This is a genomic window from Mucilaginibacter sp. SJ (genome assembly GCF_028993635.1).
Taxonomy (GTDB): Bacteria; Bacteroidota; Bacteroidia; order Sphingobacteriales; family Sphingobacteriaceae; genus Mucilaginibacter.
In genome coordinates, this window is record NZ_CP118631.1 from 5,128,410 (window position 1) to 5,144,527 (window position 16,118).

The 16,118-nt window shown below is 43.4% G+C and carries 12 protein-coding genes; 10 read left to right on the forward strand and 2 right to left on the reverse strand.

The window, feature by feature from the left end:
- The first annotated feature begins 536 nt into the window (after positions 1–536).
- From MusilaSJ_RS21365 to crtD, 8 genes are all read left to right on the forward strand, one after another.
- Positions 537–1,544, forward strand: a complete 1,008-nt coding sequence (locus tag MusilaSJ_RS21365) for an aspartate-semialdehyde dehydrogenase (RefSeq protein WP_090534105.1) — start codon at positions 537–539, stop codon at positions 1,542–1,544.
- 76 nt (positions 1,545–1,620) lie between these two features.
- Complete coding sequence (locus MusilaSJ_RS21370; protein ID WP_274986832.1) at positions 1,621–1,827, forward strand: 2-oxoisovalerate dehydrogenase; 207 nt, start codon at positions 1,621–1,623, stop codon at positions 1,825–1,827.
- A gap of 17 nt (positions 1,828–1,844) precedes the next feature.
- Positions 1,845–2,090 (forward strand): type II toxin-antitoxin system HicA family toxin, encoded by a 246-nt coding sequence (locus MusilaSJ_RS21375; RefSeq protein WP_274986833.1) that lies wholly within the window; start codon positions 1,845–1,847, stop codon positions 2,088–2,090.
- Positions 2,091–2,141: 51 nt separating this feature from the next.
- The gene (locus tag MusilaSJ_RS21380) at positions 2,142–2,924 is read left to right on the forward strand and encodes a hypothetical protein (protein WP_274986834.1); all 783 of its coding nucleotides are present in this window, start codon (positions 2,142–2,144) and stop codon (positions 2,922–2,924) included.
- Between the two features lie 72 nt (positions 2,925–2,996).
- The gene (locus MusilaSJ_RS21385) at positions 2,997–3,779 is read left to right on the forward strand and encodes a hypothetical protein (protein WP_274986835.1); all 783 of its coding nucleotides are present in this window, start codon (positions 2,997–2,999) and stop codon (positions 3,777–3,779) included.
- A gap of 9 nt (positions 3,780–3,788) precedes the next feature.
- Positions 3,789–4,697: a LysR substrate-binding domain-containing protein gene (locus MusilaSJ_RS21390; RefSeq protein ID WP_274986836.1), complete on the forward strand. Its 909-nt coding sequence runs from the start codon at positions 3,789–3,791 to the stop codon at positions 4,695–4,697.
- A 195-nt stretch (positions 4,698–4,892) separates the two neighbouring features.
- Entirely contained in the window at positions 4,893–5,444 is a 552-nt protein-coding gene (locus MusilaSJ_RS21395; protein WP_274986837.1) for a type 1 glutamine amidotransferase domain-containing protein, read from the forward strand.
- A 104-nt stretch (positions 5,445–5,548) separates the two neighbouring features.
- Entirely contained in the window at positions 5,549–7,024 is a 1,476-nt protein-coding gene (gene crtD / locus MusilaSJ_RS21400) for a 1-hydroxycarotenoid 3,4-desaturase CrtD (protein WP_274986838.1), read from the forward strand.
- A 918-nt stretch (positions 7,025–7,942) separates the two neighbouring features.
- Here the strand turns inward: crtD and MusilaSJ_RS21405 are convergent.
- On the reverse strand, positions 7,943–11,500 hold the full coding sequence (locus tag MusilaSJ_RS21405) for a VCBS repeat-containing protein (protein WP_274986839.1): 3,558 nt from the start codon (positions 11,498–11,500) through the stop codon (positions 7,943–7,945).
- Between the two features lie 242 nt (positions 11,501–11,742).
- Here MusilaSJ_RS21405 and MusilaSJ_RS21410 point away from each other — a divergent pair, with 242 nt between their 5' ends.
- The gene (locus MusilaSJ_RS21410; protein ID WP_274986840.1) at positions 11,743–13,062 is read left to right on the forward strand and encodes a vanadium-dependent haloperoxidase; all 1,320 of its coding nucleotides are present in this window, start codon (positions 11,743–11,745) and stop codon (positions 13,060–13,062) included.
- Positions 13,063–13,210: 148 nt separating this feature from the next.
- Here MusilaSJ_RS21410 and MusilaSJ_RS21415 read toward each other — a convergent pair whose 3' ends face one another.
- Positions 13,211–14,512 (reverse strand): glucosidase family protein, encoded by a 1,302-nt coding sequence (locus MusilaSJ_RS21415; protein ID WP_274986841.1) that lies wholly within the window; start codon positions 14,510–14,512, stop codon positions 13,211–13,213.
- 315 nt (positions 14,513–14,827) lie between these two features.
- Here MusilaSJ_RS21415 and MusilaSJ_RS21420 point away from each other — a divergent pair, with 315 nt between their 5' ends.
- On the forward strand, positions 14,828–15,559 hold the full coding sequence (locus MusilaSJ_RS21420) for a GntR family transcriptional regulator (protein ID WP_274986842.1): 732 nt from the start codon (positions 14,828–14,830) through the stop codon (positions 15,557–15,559).
- Positions 15,560–16,118: the final 559 nt, after the last annotated feature.

The window sequence follows — 16,118 nt, forward strand, 5'->3', positions numbered from 1 at the left end:
TAATCTTTCGGACTTACGGACGTCGGACTTCAGACTTTTTCCGCGTTAGCGATAGTAGCGGATACAGGCCAACGAGCGTAATGCCTGCAGGCGTATGAGCGGATAGCGCGGGCCGAAGGTAACGCCCTAATTCTGAACCAGGATTTTTAGGATTTAAGGATTTGTGTGATTTTGTCTGAACCCCAATTAAACGAATTGTTTGAATTTCTGGAATTTTAGTTGGCATTCTATTAATTCGCTTAATTCTAAAAATCCCGGTTCATACAAACTAATCGCTTTCAAAGTCACAAGTCTGCCGCCCATCAGCCCTTCGCTCAAGCCAGTAAGGGAAAATTTTGATTCAGACAAACAAACCACTCACTTAATCAACCCAATCAACCACTCGCCTAAAAACAAACCCCACAAAAACCATAGACTTTATATTTTCAGGATACCAAAAAAATGTGCATATTTGAGGGTTTAACTTTTAAAACACATAATTAATTAAAAACAGGCGCTGTGAAGCAGCCTGATACATTTCAAAAACAATTTAAAAAATGAAAGTCGCAGTAGTAGGTGCTACAGGATTAGTAGGCACCAAAATGTTGCAGGTTCTTGCAGAACGCAACTTCCCCGTTACAGAATTAATTCCCGTAGCTTCAGAAAAAAGTATTGGTAAAGAAATTACTTTTAAGGGTAAGCAGTTTAAGGTAGTTTCTGTTGAGGATGCGATTAAGATGAAGCCGGACGTAGCAATTTTCTCGGCCGGCGGAAGCACTTCATTACAGCAGGCTCCTTTATTTGCAGCTGCTGGTACAACTGTTATTGATAACTCATCGGCATGGCGTATGGACCCAACTAAAAAACTGGTTGTGCCTGAAGTAAACGCTGATGTACTTACCGCCGAAGATAAGATCATCGCCAATCCTAATTGCTCAACCATACAAATGGTGGTGGCTTTAAAACCACTGCACGATAAATATAAAATTAAAAGGGTAGTAGTTTCAACCTACCAGTCGGTTACCGGTACTGGTGTTAAAGCTGTTGATCAGTTGTTTAACGAGCGTAAAGGTATCGACGGACCGAAAGTTTACCCTTATACTATAGACTTAAACGTGATTCCGCAGATTGATGTATTTACCGAAAACGGTTATACTAAAGAGGAAATGAAAATGATCCTCGAAACTAAAAAGATCATGGGAGATGACAGCATCAAAGTAACTGCTACAACAGTGCGCATCCCGGTTATGGGTGGCCACTCGGAGTCGGTTAACATTGAGTTTGCAAATGATTTTGATCTGGCCGAAGTTCGTGAGCTGTTGGCTAATGCGCCGGGTATTGTGGTGGTTGATGATACTGCTAACCTGAAATACCCTATGCCGCTCGACGCGCATGATAAAGATGAGGTATTTGTAGGCCGCATCCGTCGTGACGAAACCCAGGACAATACGTTGAACTGCTGGATTGTATCTGACAACCTGCGTAAAGGTGCAGCTACTAATGCCGTACAAATTGCAGAGTACCTTGCTGCTCAGCACTTGATTGGCCAGCCGGTTGAGGCGTAAGTAAATGAGAAAATATAGGCCCCATAGCACATATGCTATGGGGTTTTTTTGTGAAGAATATTTCTTAAATTTGAATATGAACGAAATATTTTTCCTTGTTGAAGAAGCGATAGAGGGCGGTTATAACGCGAGGGCAATCGGCGAGTCGATTTTTACAGAAGGAGAGACTTTAGATGAGCTTAAGATAAATATCCGTGATGCGGTTCATTGTCATTTTGATGAGGATAAGCTTCCTAAAATCATTCGGCTCCATTTGGTTAAGGAGGAAGTGATAACCGTTTAATTTTTCTGAAAATACCTATGTCTCCAAGAGCTCCTCGCGATGTTTCAGGAAAAGATCTGATCAAAGTTTTATTGAAATATGGTTACGAGGTTATAAGACAAACCGGAAGCCATATCAGGTTATCGATAACGTTTAATGATGGCGTAAAGAATATTACCATCCCAAATCACGATCCTATAAAGTTAGGAGCACTTATGGCGATCATCAATGACGTTGCGGAACAGCTGAAAATTAATAAAGAAGATATTATCAATAAATTATAGGATAGGGATAGTTATTTGATTATCCCTATTTTTATGCAGTAATATTTTGTTATGAAAACCTTGAACCTGATTGCTCTATTCTGTTTTATCACAATTACTAAACTCGTTGCACAAACACCGCAGGCCGTTGAGGCCGATCTGTTTAAATCATTTAAAAAGATTGAATACTGCCATCAAAAACAAGATACAGGCGACGACGGCGCGAGCGATGCCTTAGGAGATGCTAATGACGAATTTGGCAACAAGTTAAAAAAGTATACAGAAACTTATCCCGCCTCCATCGGTATGCCTTTTAACTCGCTAAAGAAAGCGCAACTTGATATTTTCACTTCGGCAGATGGCTTGTTCAGGATCTACTCGTGGGAGACCTGGCAGGGAGGTACCATGCGCGATTTTGCTAATGTGCTGCAGTATAAAGTTGGCGCTAAAACAAAATCAGTGCTGCTTACCGGCAGCCAGGAAACTTATATACCGTTTTACAGCAACCTTTACACTTTTAAAACGGGCGATAAAACTTACTATCTGGGCATTTACGGTACGATATATTCAAGTAAAGATGCCGGCACCGGTATCAAGGTTTTTGATATAGAAAACGGGAAGCTTAATGACGATGCGAAGGTCATTAAAACAAGCTCGGGATTGAAAAGCAAGATCTATTATGATTATGATTTCTTTTCGGTAGTTGATATCCCTTTTGAAAAACGACCAACCATCACTTTTGATCAAACAACGCAAACTATACATGTACCCCTGGTAAATGCCAAAGCCCAGGTTACAGCAAAATTTATCACCTACAAATTCAACGGACGGTATTTTGAAAAAATAAAAAGCTAAAAAACAGCTAACTGGCAATCATCGTAACAGAATGTCTGCCGGATTTGCTTTTTTTGTGTATCTTGTTTACCGATGAAAACCTTTAAGTTTATAATTGTTTTCTGCTGCTGTTTTTACTCAGCAAATTTGTTTGCCCAGAGTCCGCAGGCCATTGAAGCCGACCTGTTACGGATTTTTAAAAGGGTAAACTATTACGGTACTCACAAAAAAGAGTGGAAAGCAATTGATTCATTAGAAAAAATGAACAAGATCTTTGGCTTTAAGCTGAAGTACTATACCTCCAAATATCCCGAAACTATTAATTATCCATTTACGGAACTGGTTAAAGAACGGGTAGTGATTGCTACATCTGCCGATGGTTTGTTCCGTACCTATTCGTGGGATACCAGGCTGGGCAGCACCGGCTATGATTTTGACAATGTTTTGCAATACAAGGTAAACGGAAAAACATTTTCTTCCTTAAAAATGGATTCGGTAGGGAAGAAGCATAACCCGGTTTACTGGTACTCCAAAATTTATACGCTTAAGGCCAATAACAAAGTTTATTACCTGGCCGGATATAATTCGGTACGTTCAAGTGTTGATGCTACCCAGGGCATCCAATTTTTTACCATCGAAAATGGGAAGTTAAACGGTACCGTGTTACTGGTTAAAACCCAAACCGGCATGCATAGTAAGTTATATTTTGATTATAACTTCCTTTCGGTAGTTAATATGAAAGTGATCCCTACTATTTATTATGATGCAAAAACACAAAGCATCCACAGTCCGTTAGTAAATGCAAAACGAGAGGTTACCCGCGACTATATCGTGTATAAATTTACAGGTAAGTACTTTGAACGGGTAAAAAATTAACTTTGCCCCATGATCTCTTTCGCCCATCGTGTATTTATGGAAGTTGCCGCTAACCTGAGTTTCAGCAAGGCTGCCCAGGTGCTGTTTATTACGCAGCCAGCCATCAGTAAACATGTTAAAGCGCTTGAAGATCAATATAAAGTGCCCCTGTTTGAGCGCAAGGGCAACAGTATCTTATTAACCGAAGCCGGAAATAAGCTAAATGAGTATTTACAGCAGGCAACAGAGATAGAGCGGAAGGTAGAGTATGACCTTTCGGTGTTAAGCAATCTTTCGCAGGCTGCCGGGCATTTGCGTTTGGGCGCAAGTACAACTATTGCCCTGTATATTTTACCTTCGATACTTTCTGGTTTTCAGCGCGAGTACGCTAATGTGGATGTGCAACTTGTAAACCGTAACAGCGAGTACATCCTGAATGCTTTGTTAAATCATGAGGTTGATATTGGTATAATTGAGGTTGATAATAAACTCACTACCGTATCATACAAGCCCTTTATGAGTGATGAGGTGATCCCGGTTTGCTCGGCTAAGAGTCCCCTGGCAGGCAAGTCATTAACATTAAAGCAGTTTATAAAAACACCTCTGGCCGTGCGTGAACGAGGTTCGGGCACGTTGAATGCCGTATTAAAAGCCTTGTCTGCTTTGCATATTAAACCGGCCGATCTGTCGGTAAAAATCCGCCTTGGTGGTACCGAGGCTTTGAAAAACTTCCTGCTTGCCGATCAATGTCTCGGCTTTATGCCTCGCCCATCAATTATCCGTCAATTGGCCGAAGGTGATTTGGTTGAAGTGCCTATTGAGGGTTTGAAAATTAAGCGTGATTTCTTTTTTATCCGCCGTAAGGGGACAGAAGATTATGGGCTCACAAACAACTTTATAAACTACGCGTTGCAGCATATCGGACAATCATCTGAATAATAAGTATACAAAATCGCCAGGCAAAAACTTTGTGTTTTCGCCTCTCTGCGAGAAAACTATTTAAGGAGCCTAATTCAAGATTGGTACTAATCAAGTTGTTATAGCCTCTTTTAAAATTCCTAAAACCATCCTTATTTTTGCCTGTATTTATATTGTATTTAATTTTTATAATCATTAATTAATAAATTATAAATTATGGCAAGTTTAAATGGTCGTAAGGTGGCAATCCTTACCGAAGAAGGATTTGAGCAGGTTGAATTAACAAGCCCAAAACAAGCCCTTGAGCAGGCAGGTGCAACAGTACATGTGATATCGCCCAAAAGCGGAAAGATCAAAGCCTGGGATAAAATCAACTGGGGTATCGAAATCAATGTTGATAAACAGCTTGATGAAGTAAGCCCTGATGATTATGATGCGCTGGTTTTACCGGGCGGCGTACTTAACCCGGATAAGTTGAGGCAAAATAAAGATGCCGTTGCGTTTGCTTCTGCTTTTTTAGATGAAGGCAAACCGGTAGCAGCTATCTGTCATGGACCGCAATTGCTTATTGAAACAGGCATGATCAACGGCAAAAGGTTAACTTCGTATCCATCGTTACAAACAGACCTTAAAAACGCCGGCGCCGATTGGGTTGATGAAGAAGTGGTAGTTGATAACGGACTGGTGACCAGTCGCCGGCCGGATGATTTGGAAGCCTTTAACCGTAAAGCTATTGAAGAGATTGGCGAAGGCGTTCATCATGTGTAGCCCCACCCAACCCTCCCCGGATGGGGAGGGCTTTATCTTTATTATGTATTAAAAAGTCTCCCCATCCGGGGGAGATTAGAGGGGGCTTGCTTATCTTTACCCCCATGCCCTCCTCAAAAAAAGCATTAATTATTGGCGCCGGTATAGCGGGTATTGCGACAGCTATCCGCCTGGCGGTAAAAGGATATCAGGTTGAGGTTTATGAGGCTAATGGTTACCCCGGCGGTAAGTTGAGCCAGTTTGAGCAGGATGGTTACCGCTTTGATGCCGGGCCGAGCCTGTTTACCATGCCGCAATATGTCGACGAGCTTTTTAAGCTGGCCGGCAAAAATCCTTCTGATTATTTCAGGTATCAAAAGCTGGATGTTGTTTGCAGGTATTTTTATGAAGATGGTACGCGTTTAACCGCCTACGCCAACGCTGGCAAGTTCAGTGATGAGATACAGGAAAAGACAGGAGAACCTGCCGCAGCTGTAAAGCATTACCTTGATAACAGCAGTACGGTCTATAATATTACCAATCATGTTTTTTTAGAGCGCTCCCTGCACCGGCTCAAGACATACCTACGCCGGGATACATTTAAATCAATATTAAGGTTTGGTAAGATAGATGCCTTTCGCACTATGCACAAGGCCAATGAGGCCTTTTTTAAGGATAAGAGGATAGTGCAATTTTTCGATAGGTATGCAACCTACAACGGTTCAAACCCTTATAGCGCACCGGCCACGCTGAACGTAATACCGCATCTGGAGCAGCATTTCGGCGCTTATTTTCCGGAGGGGGGGATGTATAACATAACTTCTTGCTTAGTGGCGCTGGCCGAATCATTAGGTATAAAATTTCACTACAATAACCCGGTAGCAGAAATTGTATTGCAAGGTCACACAGTAAGGGGGATCAGGACGAATGATGGAGTAATTGAAGGGGATCTTGTGGTATCCAATATGGATATCTGGTTCACCTATCGCAAGCTGCTAAGCAGTCATCCCAAACTTCATCCTAAAAAAATATTAAACCAGGAACGAAGCAGCTCGGCCCTGATATTTTATTGGGGAATCCGGGATCAATTCAGGGAGCTTGACCTTCATAATATTTTTTTCAGTGCTGATTACGAGGCCGAGTTTAATCACATTTGGCGGGAAAAGGAGATTTATCATGACCCTACCGTTTACCTTAACATCAGCTCCAAATATAAACACGATGACTCACCTGAGGGCTGCGAAAATTGGTTTGCGATGATCAACGTACCTGCTAATACCTGGCAGGATTGGGATGCACTGATAGCCGGGGCGAGGGAAAATGTATTGAATAAGTTAAGCCGTTTGCTAAGTAAAGACATCCGCAAACTTATTGTTACCGAAAGCGTCCTTGATCCGCGAAGCATAGAAAGCCGCACCTCCTCGTACCGCGGCTCACTTTATGGTCCCAACTCCAACAGCCGGTTTGCAGCATTTTTACGGCATGCCAATAAATCGTCTAAACTAAAAGGTTTATATTTTTGCGGGGGAAGCGTACACCCGGGAGGAGGGATCCCGTTGTGTTTGCTGTCGGCAAAAATTGTGAGTGAGTTGGTTGATTAAAGGGAGGAAGATTGGAGTTTAAGTTACCAATATTCCCCCCTTTTGGCTATTATGTATGACAGTTTCTATTAAATGAAAGTGTCAGTAAGTTTAATATAATAGATGTCCAGACTTAGGAAGTTCAAAGCTTCGTAAGTCTTCAACTGCTTTTTTAGTATCCATCGGATCCAAAACTTCCCATGAAATAATAAAAGGGGTGTCATGCTGAGGCCCTCGAAGCATGGCGGGTTGGGCCTCTGCGCACGAGTCTTCGACAGGCTCAGACTGACAGGCCCTCTTTTGCCATTTCACCTTCACAGGCCACCGGATTTAATACTACCCATGACATGATTAAAACGGGGTGTCATGCTGAGGCCCTCGAAGCATGGCGGGCTGGGCCTCTGCGCACGAGTCTTCGACAGGCTCAGACTGACAGGCCCTCTTTTGCCATTTCACCTTCACAGGCCACCGGATTTAATACTACCCATGACATGATTAAAACGGGGTGTCATGCTGAGGCCCTCGAAGCATGGTGGGCTGGGCCTCTGCGCACGAGTCTTCGACAGGCTCAGACTGACAGGCCCTCTTTTGCCATTTCACCTTCACAGGCCACCGGATTTAATACTACCCATGACATGATTAAAACGGGGTGTCATGCTGAGGCCCTCGAAGCATGGTGGGCTGGGCCTCTGCGCACGAGTCTTCGACAGGCTCAGACTGACAGGCCCTCTTTTGCCATTTCACCTTCACAGGCCACCGGATTTAATACTACCCATGACATGATTAAAACGGGGTGTCATGCTGAGCCCGTCGAAGCATGGTGGGTAGGCCTCTGCGCGCGAGTCTTCGACAGGCTCAGACTGACAGGCCCTCTTTTGTCATTTCACCTTCAGAGGCCACCGGATTTAACACTCAGCAAGACATGACGATTTATAACTATCAGATCCCTTTCCTTTTCCTCCCGTTATAACTTGTTATAGTTATATCTGCTGTATTAGCATCTAATTCCAATATCCTTGACGATTGCGATAAATATGTTGATCCATAATAAAATTCGATATGCTTTTTGCCTCCGTTCTTAAGTATAATATCAACATAAAAATCATCGGCCTTTAATTTAATATATCGCCTGGCAGAATTAGCGCCCGCTTTCCGGAATACTTTAATGCTATCCTGATTTTGGGTAGCTACTAAAACCTCGCCTCCTTTAGCCGATTGTATACTTGCCAGCCCTTTACCATCGCCCGCGACATAAACACCACTATTGACTACTGATAGCGGAGCAAAGCTGCCTTTTCCATTGCCTTTCATATATAAACCCATAAAAGCGTCATGCCTCCCGGTAAAAGGTTCCATACCAAAATCGTTGCCAACCATTATCAGGTCGAGATTGCCATCGTGGTCAACATCTTTTGCAATCATGCCGTACACCGGGGCCATTTGTGCATCTTGCGGTAGTGCACTGATACTAAAAGTACCAGTGCCTTTACCGGTGATAAGGCTGGTGTTCATATCTGTAGCTTTAAGTACCACAGCACCTGCTTTGTCTTTTTCGCTCCAAAGGTCATTCATTGTCGCATGACCAAAGCCGCGATAGCTTGGATATTTTTTGCGGATGGAGATCAGCTGACTGATGAGGTCATCGCGGGTATGCATGGGGAAGGGTTTCTGTGAGCCGTCCTCATCCTTCATAAAGCAAAATATCATGGCATCGAAGGAGCCGTTACCATCCAGGTCTTTACCCATGATGGTCATGGGTTGTTCAAATGATGCTTTGTAGTTTGAGTTTTGGCCCAGGTTGCCGGCTACGTAATCAATGTTGCCGTCGTTGTTAAAGTCACCTGCAACTATGCTATTCCACCAGCCTACATGATCATCAATGCCCGATTTGATCTTGCTGAAACCACGGCCGGTGTTTTTATAAAAAGTAACTGGCATCCATTCACCAACCACTACCAGGTCCGCCTTGCCATCCTTGTCAAAATCCGACCAAAGCGCGTCGGTGATCATGCCGCTATGTATCAGGTCGGGGCAAAACTGGCTGGTAACATCCGTAAATTTACCGCCGTCGTTCCTGAGTAAATGGCTAACAGGTGATGAAGGGTAAGCTCCTGAGACTGATCTTGAACCTACAAAAAGATCCAGATCGCCATCGCCATCAAAATCAGCAGCACGTACACATGAACCGTTATCATATTCCACGGGCACCGCGGCAAGGTCGCGGGTGAAATGGCCTTTTTTATCGTTGATGTAAAGCCTGTCCTGAGCGGTGGTGTGCCCTTTCTGAAATTCGTAACTCCCACTTGCGATATACAGATCGGGGAAACCATCGCCATTGGCATCAAACAGTAATGCGCCCATGTCTTCCTCTTCTTTAAAATCTTCGAGCACAAAACGGTTGTTATCCATAGCGAAATGACCGCCTGCATCCTGCATAAAAAATACCCCTTTGTTACCTGCGGAGCCTCCTATAAAAAGGTCGTCATAGCCATTGCCATCCACATCGCCAACGGCAATAGCAGGCCCATACTGGCTTAGCTTGTGCGGCAGGGTAGGCTGTATATTATAATCGATAGCGTCTTTTTCCTGATGCACGTATTTTATGCCTGTTTGGTTATCAGCCTCCTGAAACACCGGGATGGTTTTGCCGGATGCCTCTGGCGGAAAATAGCCCGACGCGTTTTTATATTGTAATGTAAGCGTTTGGTTTGCCTTAACATTGGTAAGCAACTGGGTTTTACCATCGGGCCAGCGTACCCGCAATGAATCGACAGATGTAGTGGCCCCTATGCCAAAATGCCCGCGGGCATCATCCGTACTCATATAACCGCGACAAGGCTGCTGGTCATAAAACTGCTGATTGCCTTTGTAATAAATACGTAAAGTAGCACCAATACCGCCAATATTTTTGTTGTCACCTTGTAGTGCAACGGTCAGGTAGTTGTGATCTTTGGCAACCTGCGTTTTGCTGTTAGCTGTGTTTTCATAAACAAAAGCATTGTCATCAATATTATTGATCACGAGGTCAAGATCGCCGTCATTATCCAGATCGGCATAAATGCCGCCGGTTGAAAAGGTAGGTTTCACAATTCCCCAATCTTTCGACTGATCTTTAAACAAATACCCGCCTGCATTCCTGAAAGCATAACTCGGTGTTTTTACAACCGGAAATGAATCGGCCGCGGCCAAAGTAGTGTTCTCTTTAACGGTACGCCCCTGATCATTGCTGTACAGAGCATGATCAAGGTCTGTAACGTCGCGGGGATAACCGTTGGTGATCATCATATCACGATAACCGTCGTTATCAAAATCGGCCACAAGGGGTGTCCAGCTCCAGTCGGTTTGATAAACACCGGCCTGGTAAGCTATTTCGCTGTATTGCGGATGACCGGCGGGTGTTTGCCCCTGATTAAGCTGCAGCACATTGCGGATGTACTGGTGCTCGTATTTAAATTTGTTATTGTTGATATAGGTGATATAATTATCGCCTACAAGCATGGTTTTTTTACGCACATTTTCTTCGGGCAGCATCTCTAATGATATCAGGTCGGCCTTGCCATCATTGTTGATATCAACCATATCCGATCCCATTACCGACCAGCCCGTGTGTTTAAAATATTCGCCCGCGCGGTTGCTGAATGTGCCGTTTTTATTGTTCACCCACAATACATCGTTCGATATAAAGTCGTTACCTACATAAACATCCGGCCAGCCATCGTTGTTCACATCGCATATGGAAACCGAATTGCCAAAGCCTTCTATTAGTATCCCGGCTTCTTTGGTTACATTGGTGAAGGTACCATTTCCGTTGTTACGGTAAAGGCGGTCGTTATTCTGTGCGCTGCCATCGGTTAATTTTGGGCGATAGGCCACCGGCGTTTCTTTGCCTAAAAAGTTGGTGAGCAGGTACATGTCAAGGTCGCCGTCATGATCGTAGTCGAAAAATACGGCTTGGGTACTGTAGCCGGTGTCCTGCAGGCCATAGGCTGCTGCCGATTCTTTGAAGGTTGGCACGCCATCTTTATTGGTTGCCTGGTTAATGAAAAGCAGGTTTTTGCGATGGTTGGGATCGCTTTTAAATGATGAGCAGACGTATATGTCCGGCCAGCCATCGTTATTGATATCAACTACTGATACACCTGCATACCAGTCGCCATTACCGGCTACGCCCGCGGCATCGGTAACATCTTTAAACGCAAGTGAGCCTTTGTTGATATATAATTTATTGGCAACCATGTTACCGGCAAAGTAAACGTCGGGCAGGCCGTCGTGGTTAAAATCGCCGATACCAACACCGGCGCCATTATACAGGTAGGGATGGTTAAGGATGTTGATGCTGTCACTTTCGGTAATGGTATTCTTAAAATTAATACCGGTTTGTGAAGCATCAAGCAGCTTAAAGAGCGTTGGGCCCGATGATTTTTTTGAACATCCGGCACCAAAAAAAAGTAACAATAAGGTAGATAGTTTAAACGCCTTGGGTAAACTTTTTATCATGCAGATATGGTTAATAATTGAACGATGGTTTATGCTTTGGTTAAGCTTTAACTTATTGGTTATAATGCAATAAGCCACTGTAAAGAAAACGGATTTTACAATTCGGGTTTCTGCAAATTGTATCAAAAGTTAGTTAATTACTATCGGCACATACTTAAATATTGATTATCTGTTAGCTTTGATCTGAACCCCTGATTTGAGGGGCAGACCAATTAAACTGATCAAGCCGTTGCTGTTTCATCATGATGAAGAGACTATATTTTGCACTTATCGTTATTATAACCTGCTCATCATGCGGTAAAAAGAGCTGGGAAAAACCGGCCGAAAATCCGGATTTTATCCATCGGTCTATCAAGGATGTTACTGATGTGGTAAGGCACGATATTTATTCGCCGCCGGTTGCCAGTCGTATTTATGCCTATATCAGTGTGGCTGCATACGAGGCTGCGCGAAATGGCGATAATCATTACCAATCACTTGAAGGGCAACTGAACGGGCTCGACTCGGTGCCTAAGCCTATAGCCGGTAAAAAATACTGCTTTACGTTATCCGCATCACATGCTATTTTAACCGTTGGTAAAATACTGGTGATGAGTGAGGGCAGGATAGAGGGTTTTCATGACAAACTGATGCAGGAGTTTAAAGATACCGGCATGCCCGATAGTGTGTATGATAACTCAATAGCATACGGCAAGCTTATTGCCGACAGGATCATTAAATGGGCGGGTAAGGATAACTATAAACATACCCGCTCATTATCAAAATATGATGTGCAAACAGATGATGCAAGCTGGAAGCCTACCCCGCCGGCCTACATGAAAGGTATTGAACCGCACTGGAACGAGATCCGCCCATTTTTACTTGATTCGGCGCAGCAATTTAAACCAGCCCATCCCTTTACCTTCAGCAACATCCCCGGCAGTAATTTCTATAAACTGGCTATGGAAGTATATGATACCGGCAAGCACCTCACCGATGATGAGGCTACCATTGCTACTTTTTGGGATGATAACCCTTTTAAGGTGAATATCAACGGGCACACCATGTTTGCCACAAAAAAGATCTCGCCGGGAGGGCATTGGATCAATATCACAGCGCTGGCTTGTCGTAAGGCTAAGGCCGGTTACGTGAAAAGCGCTGAAGCTTATGCCTGTATAGCTGTAGTTATTGCAGATAGTTTTATAAACTGCTGGGACGAAAAATACCGGAGCAAGGTGATCAGGCCCGAAACCTACATTAACCAGTATATTGATCAAAGCTGGATGCCATTGCTGCAAACGCCGCCTTTCCCCGAATATACCAGCGGGCACAGTGTGGTGTCTACAGCATCAGCAGCCGTGTTAAGCAAATTATTTGGCGATGAATTCTCATTCATTGACTCAACAGAAATGGAGTTTGCTATCCCCGCGCGAAACTTCAAATCCTTTAAAGCCGCGGCCGAAGAGGCCGCCATCAGCAGGTTTTATGGCGGCATCCATTATATGCCATCTATAACTAATGGCGTAGATGAGGGCGATAGGATAGGGCAATTTGCATTAACTAAATTGCATACTAAGAAATAGCCGGATGACTTTAGCCATCCTGTTAATTGTTTGAATGTAGGGACTAAAGCCCGATGAGTTTCTCTATTATGCAGTTAGTTAAAGTGGGGGGAATTAACCTTGAAGATTTTTTTATTATGCCTGAACAATCCAAAGCAAATTTAACATCTCACATATGCGTTCCGGCCCAGTTGCGCAAACTGGTTATGGCCTCGTAAAGCACGCCGGCTTCTCCTCTAAAATCTCCGGAGCCTTTGGGTTCGCCCGTTTTAACATCATACCATTCAAAAAATCCCTTGTTTTTTAGTACGCGGTCAATCATCGGGCTTAATTCGTGGTAAGCCTCGCTTATCATATTGTTTTCAATTAGCGGAACTATCATCCGGCCGCCAAACCAGGTCCAGTCGCCACCATTTTGATAGGTGAACGGCGGCATATTCGGAAATTCTTCAAGTGGATATGGCGGATAAACGGTAAGGCCGATAGTAGCATATTTTTCATGCGATGCTGTTTTCAAAAACTGTTTGTTTATAGCGATAATTTCCTTTTTGGTATTTAAGCCCGCTTTTACGGCACTTATGGTACCGCCAAGGTAAAGGATCTGCTTTTCATTAAATGAAAAGGGAAAAGGCGAGCCATCAAGATAAATGTGCGGGATATATTTGCCTGCTTTTGCGTCCCACAGGTGATTTCGGATTCTAATTTTCATTCCAACAGCCAGGTTCCCCCAATACCTGGTTGCTTTATAGCCGGCCGGTTTCATGGCCAAAAAATCATTTATGGCTAACAAAAACATCGCATTATCATAAATATCAATTGCCCATTTTGTTTTATCGTTGATAGCCACGCCCCAGCCGTGCTGGGTTTGTACGTCGCCCCAGTCAACAGTTGTAGCGCCAATAACTAAACCATACTTAGCCGACCAGCGATTTTTCAGAACGTAGTTCATTGCAGCTTCCATGCGCTGCAACACGGTGCGGCCACCGATGGTATCTGCCAAAACGCTTTTATCGCCGGTGATATCGATATATTTTTTTACCGCCTGGATCAATGATGATTCCTGGTCGGTTTCGACCGTGTTTTTATGAATGGCCCAACCGGGCGCCAGTTCAGAATATAAATACTGATAACCGCCGTTTGCCTGATCTGTATGAATAGCACCATCGGGAATATTGCCGTCTTTACCCTGAATTTTAAAAAACAGCAACAGCTTATCTTTTACCTCCTCCTTACTTCGTGCACGTAGTGAGCCTGCGATGAAGGTATTAAAATCGCGGATCCAGATTTCGCCATATGAAGTGCCGGCGGTAAAGCCGGTTAGTAAACGCAACGCCCGTGCTTCAACAGTATCCAAACGGCTATCGTTCATGATCTGCTTTGCCAGCTCCTTTTCAGATGCAGGGCTTTGGGCTGCCAGAATACCGGGAACAGTAAGTAGTATAAAGAGTAGTAACGTTTTCAGCAGATTCATAAAAAGCGATAATCGGGCAAATTTATAAGTAATTAACTGATTATTCAGCCCCTGGTGCTTTGGCCAAAGAATAGTCAATGAACATTTATCATATTAAAACAATTAAACAGCCATTTGTACTAACATTTAAATTTCAATACCCTGAACTCGAATAATCAGCAAATCAAAACAGGTGATTGTTTACTTAATATACCATACAAGCATTTATAGCACGCACGGCAAATTAAAAACACCTGCTTAAACTATGTAAATACATGAAGAACCTTTTTGCTATCTTTACCGGCACTCATACCTCATTAAGGTTAGTAAATCATTATGAAATTAGCTATCGACCACAAAAGCCCTATCCCCCTGCATATACAGGCCGAACAACTGCTTCGCGAGCTGATCAAAGACCCTGCTTACCAGGCAGGTAAATTATTACCAAATGAGGTTGAACTGGCCAAAAAGCTGGCCATATCCCGCACAACGCTGCGCCAGGCTATCAATAAACTGGTTTATGAGGAATTGCTGATCCGTAAAAAAGGCTTTGGTACCAAGGTTGCCAACTCAAGGATCAGTTCAAAATCAATGAACTGGCTCAGCTTTTCGCAGGAAATGAAAGCGAGAGGTATTACCGTAAAAAATTATGAGCTGCATGTAAGCTGGGTATTTCCTGATGAAAGTACAGCCAGCTTTTTCGATATCGGAACGGAGAAAAAAATTGTAAAAATGGAGCGGTTGCGGGGCAGCAGCGACAACCCTTTTGTTTATTTCATATCTTATTTTCACCCGCGGATAGGCCTTACCGGCGAAGAAGATTTTAAACGCCCGCTTTATGAAATGCTTGAGGACGAATATTCTACGATAGCAAACTTGTCAAAAGAAGAAATCAGTGCACTGGAAGCTAATAAGTTCATTGCCGGCAAGCTTGAAATTGAAACCGGCAGCCCCGTATTATTCAGAAAAAGATTTGTTTACGATCAGGGCGAGCGCCCCATGGAATACAACCTTGGCTATTACAAAGCCGAAAGCTTTGTATATACTGTTGAAAGCCGCAGGACCTGATCTGGAGGCTCCTAACGAAATAAGATATATGAGCAAGGTGTACCAAAGGTGCAAAAGGTTTGTAGAAACTTAAGGAATAAAAAAGCGGGGGAATGTGCGATTCCCCTCTTGAGAGGGGCGGAGGGGTGTGTTTCTGCTTTGATAAGTCTACCGCAGAAACACACCCCTGCTACCGCTCGTTCCTCCGCGCCCCCTCTCAAGAGGGGATTTTTAAATCTTTGTTCAATCGCTGCTTAAGTTGCAGGCTATATTTCCCTAACCGAACGACATAGCTCATTAAGAGATCACAGAAATTTAATAACACTGCCATACTAACTAAACGGAAGAAACGTTAGAGTTATACTATATTTTACAAAAAACTGGTAGTTTTAAAATTGTCCTAATTCATTACCAATTATCCATAAACTAATCGTTATCTATAAAAAAATACCAATAAAAATAAAATTTTCATATTAAGATGACAATAAATGTAAAGATTACACGTATATTTGTGGCGTCAATGTGAATAGCTGACAGGCAGCGCAGCCGGTTCGATTCCGGGTTTACATCTCTTCTCATA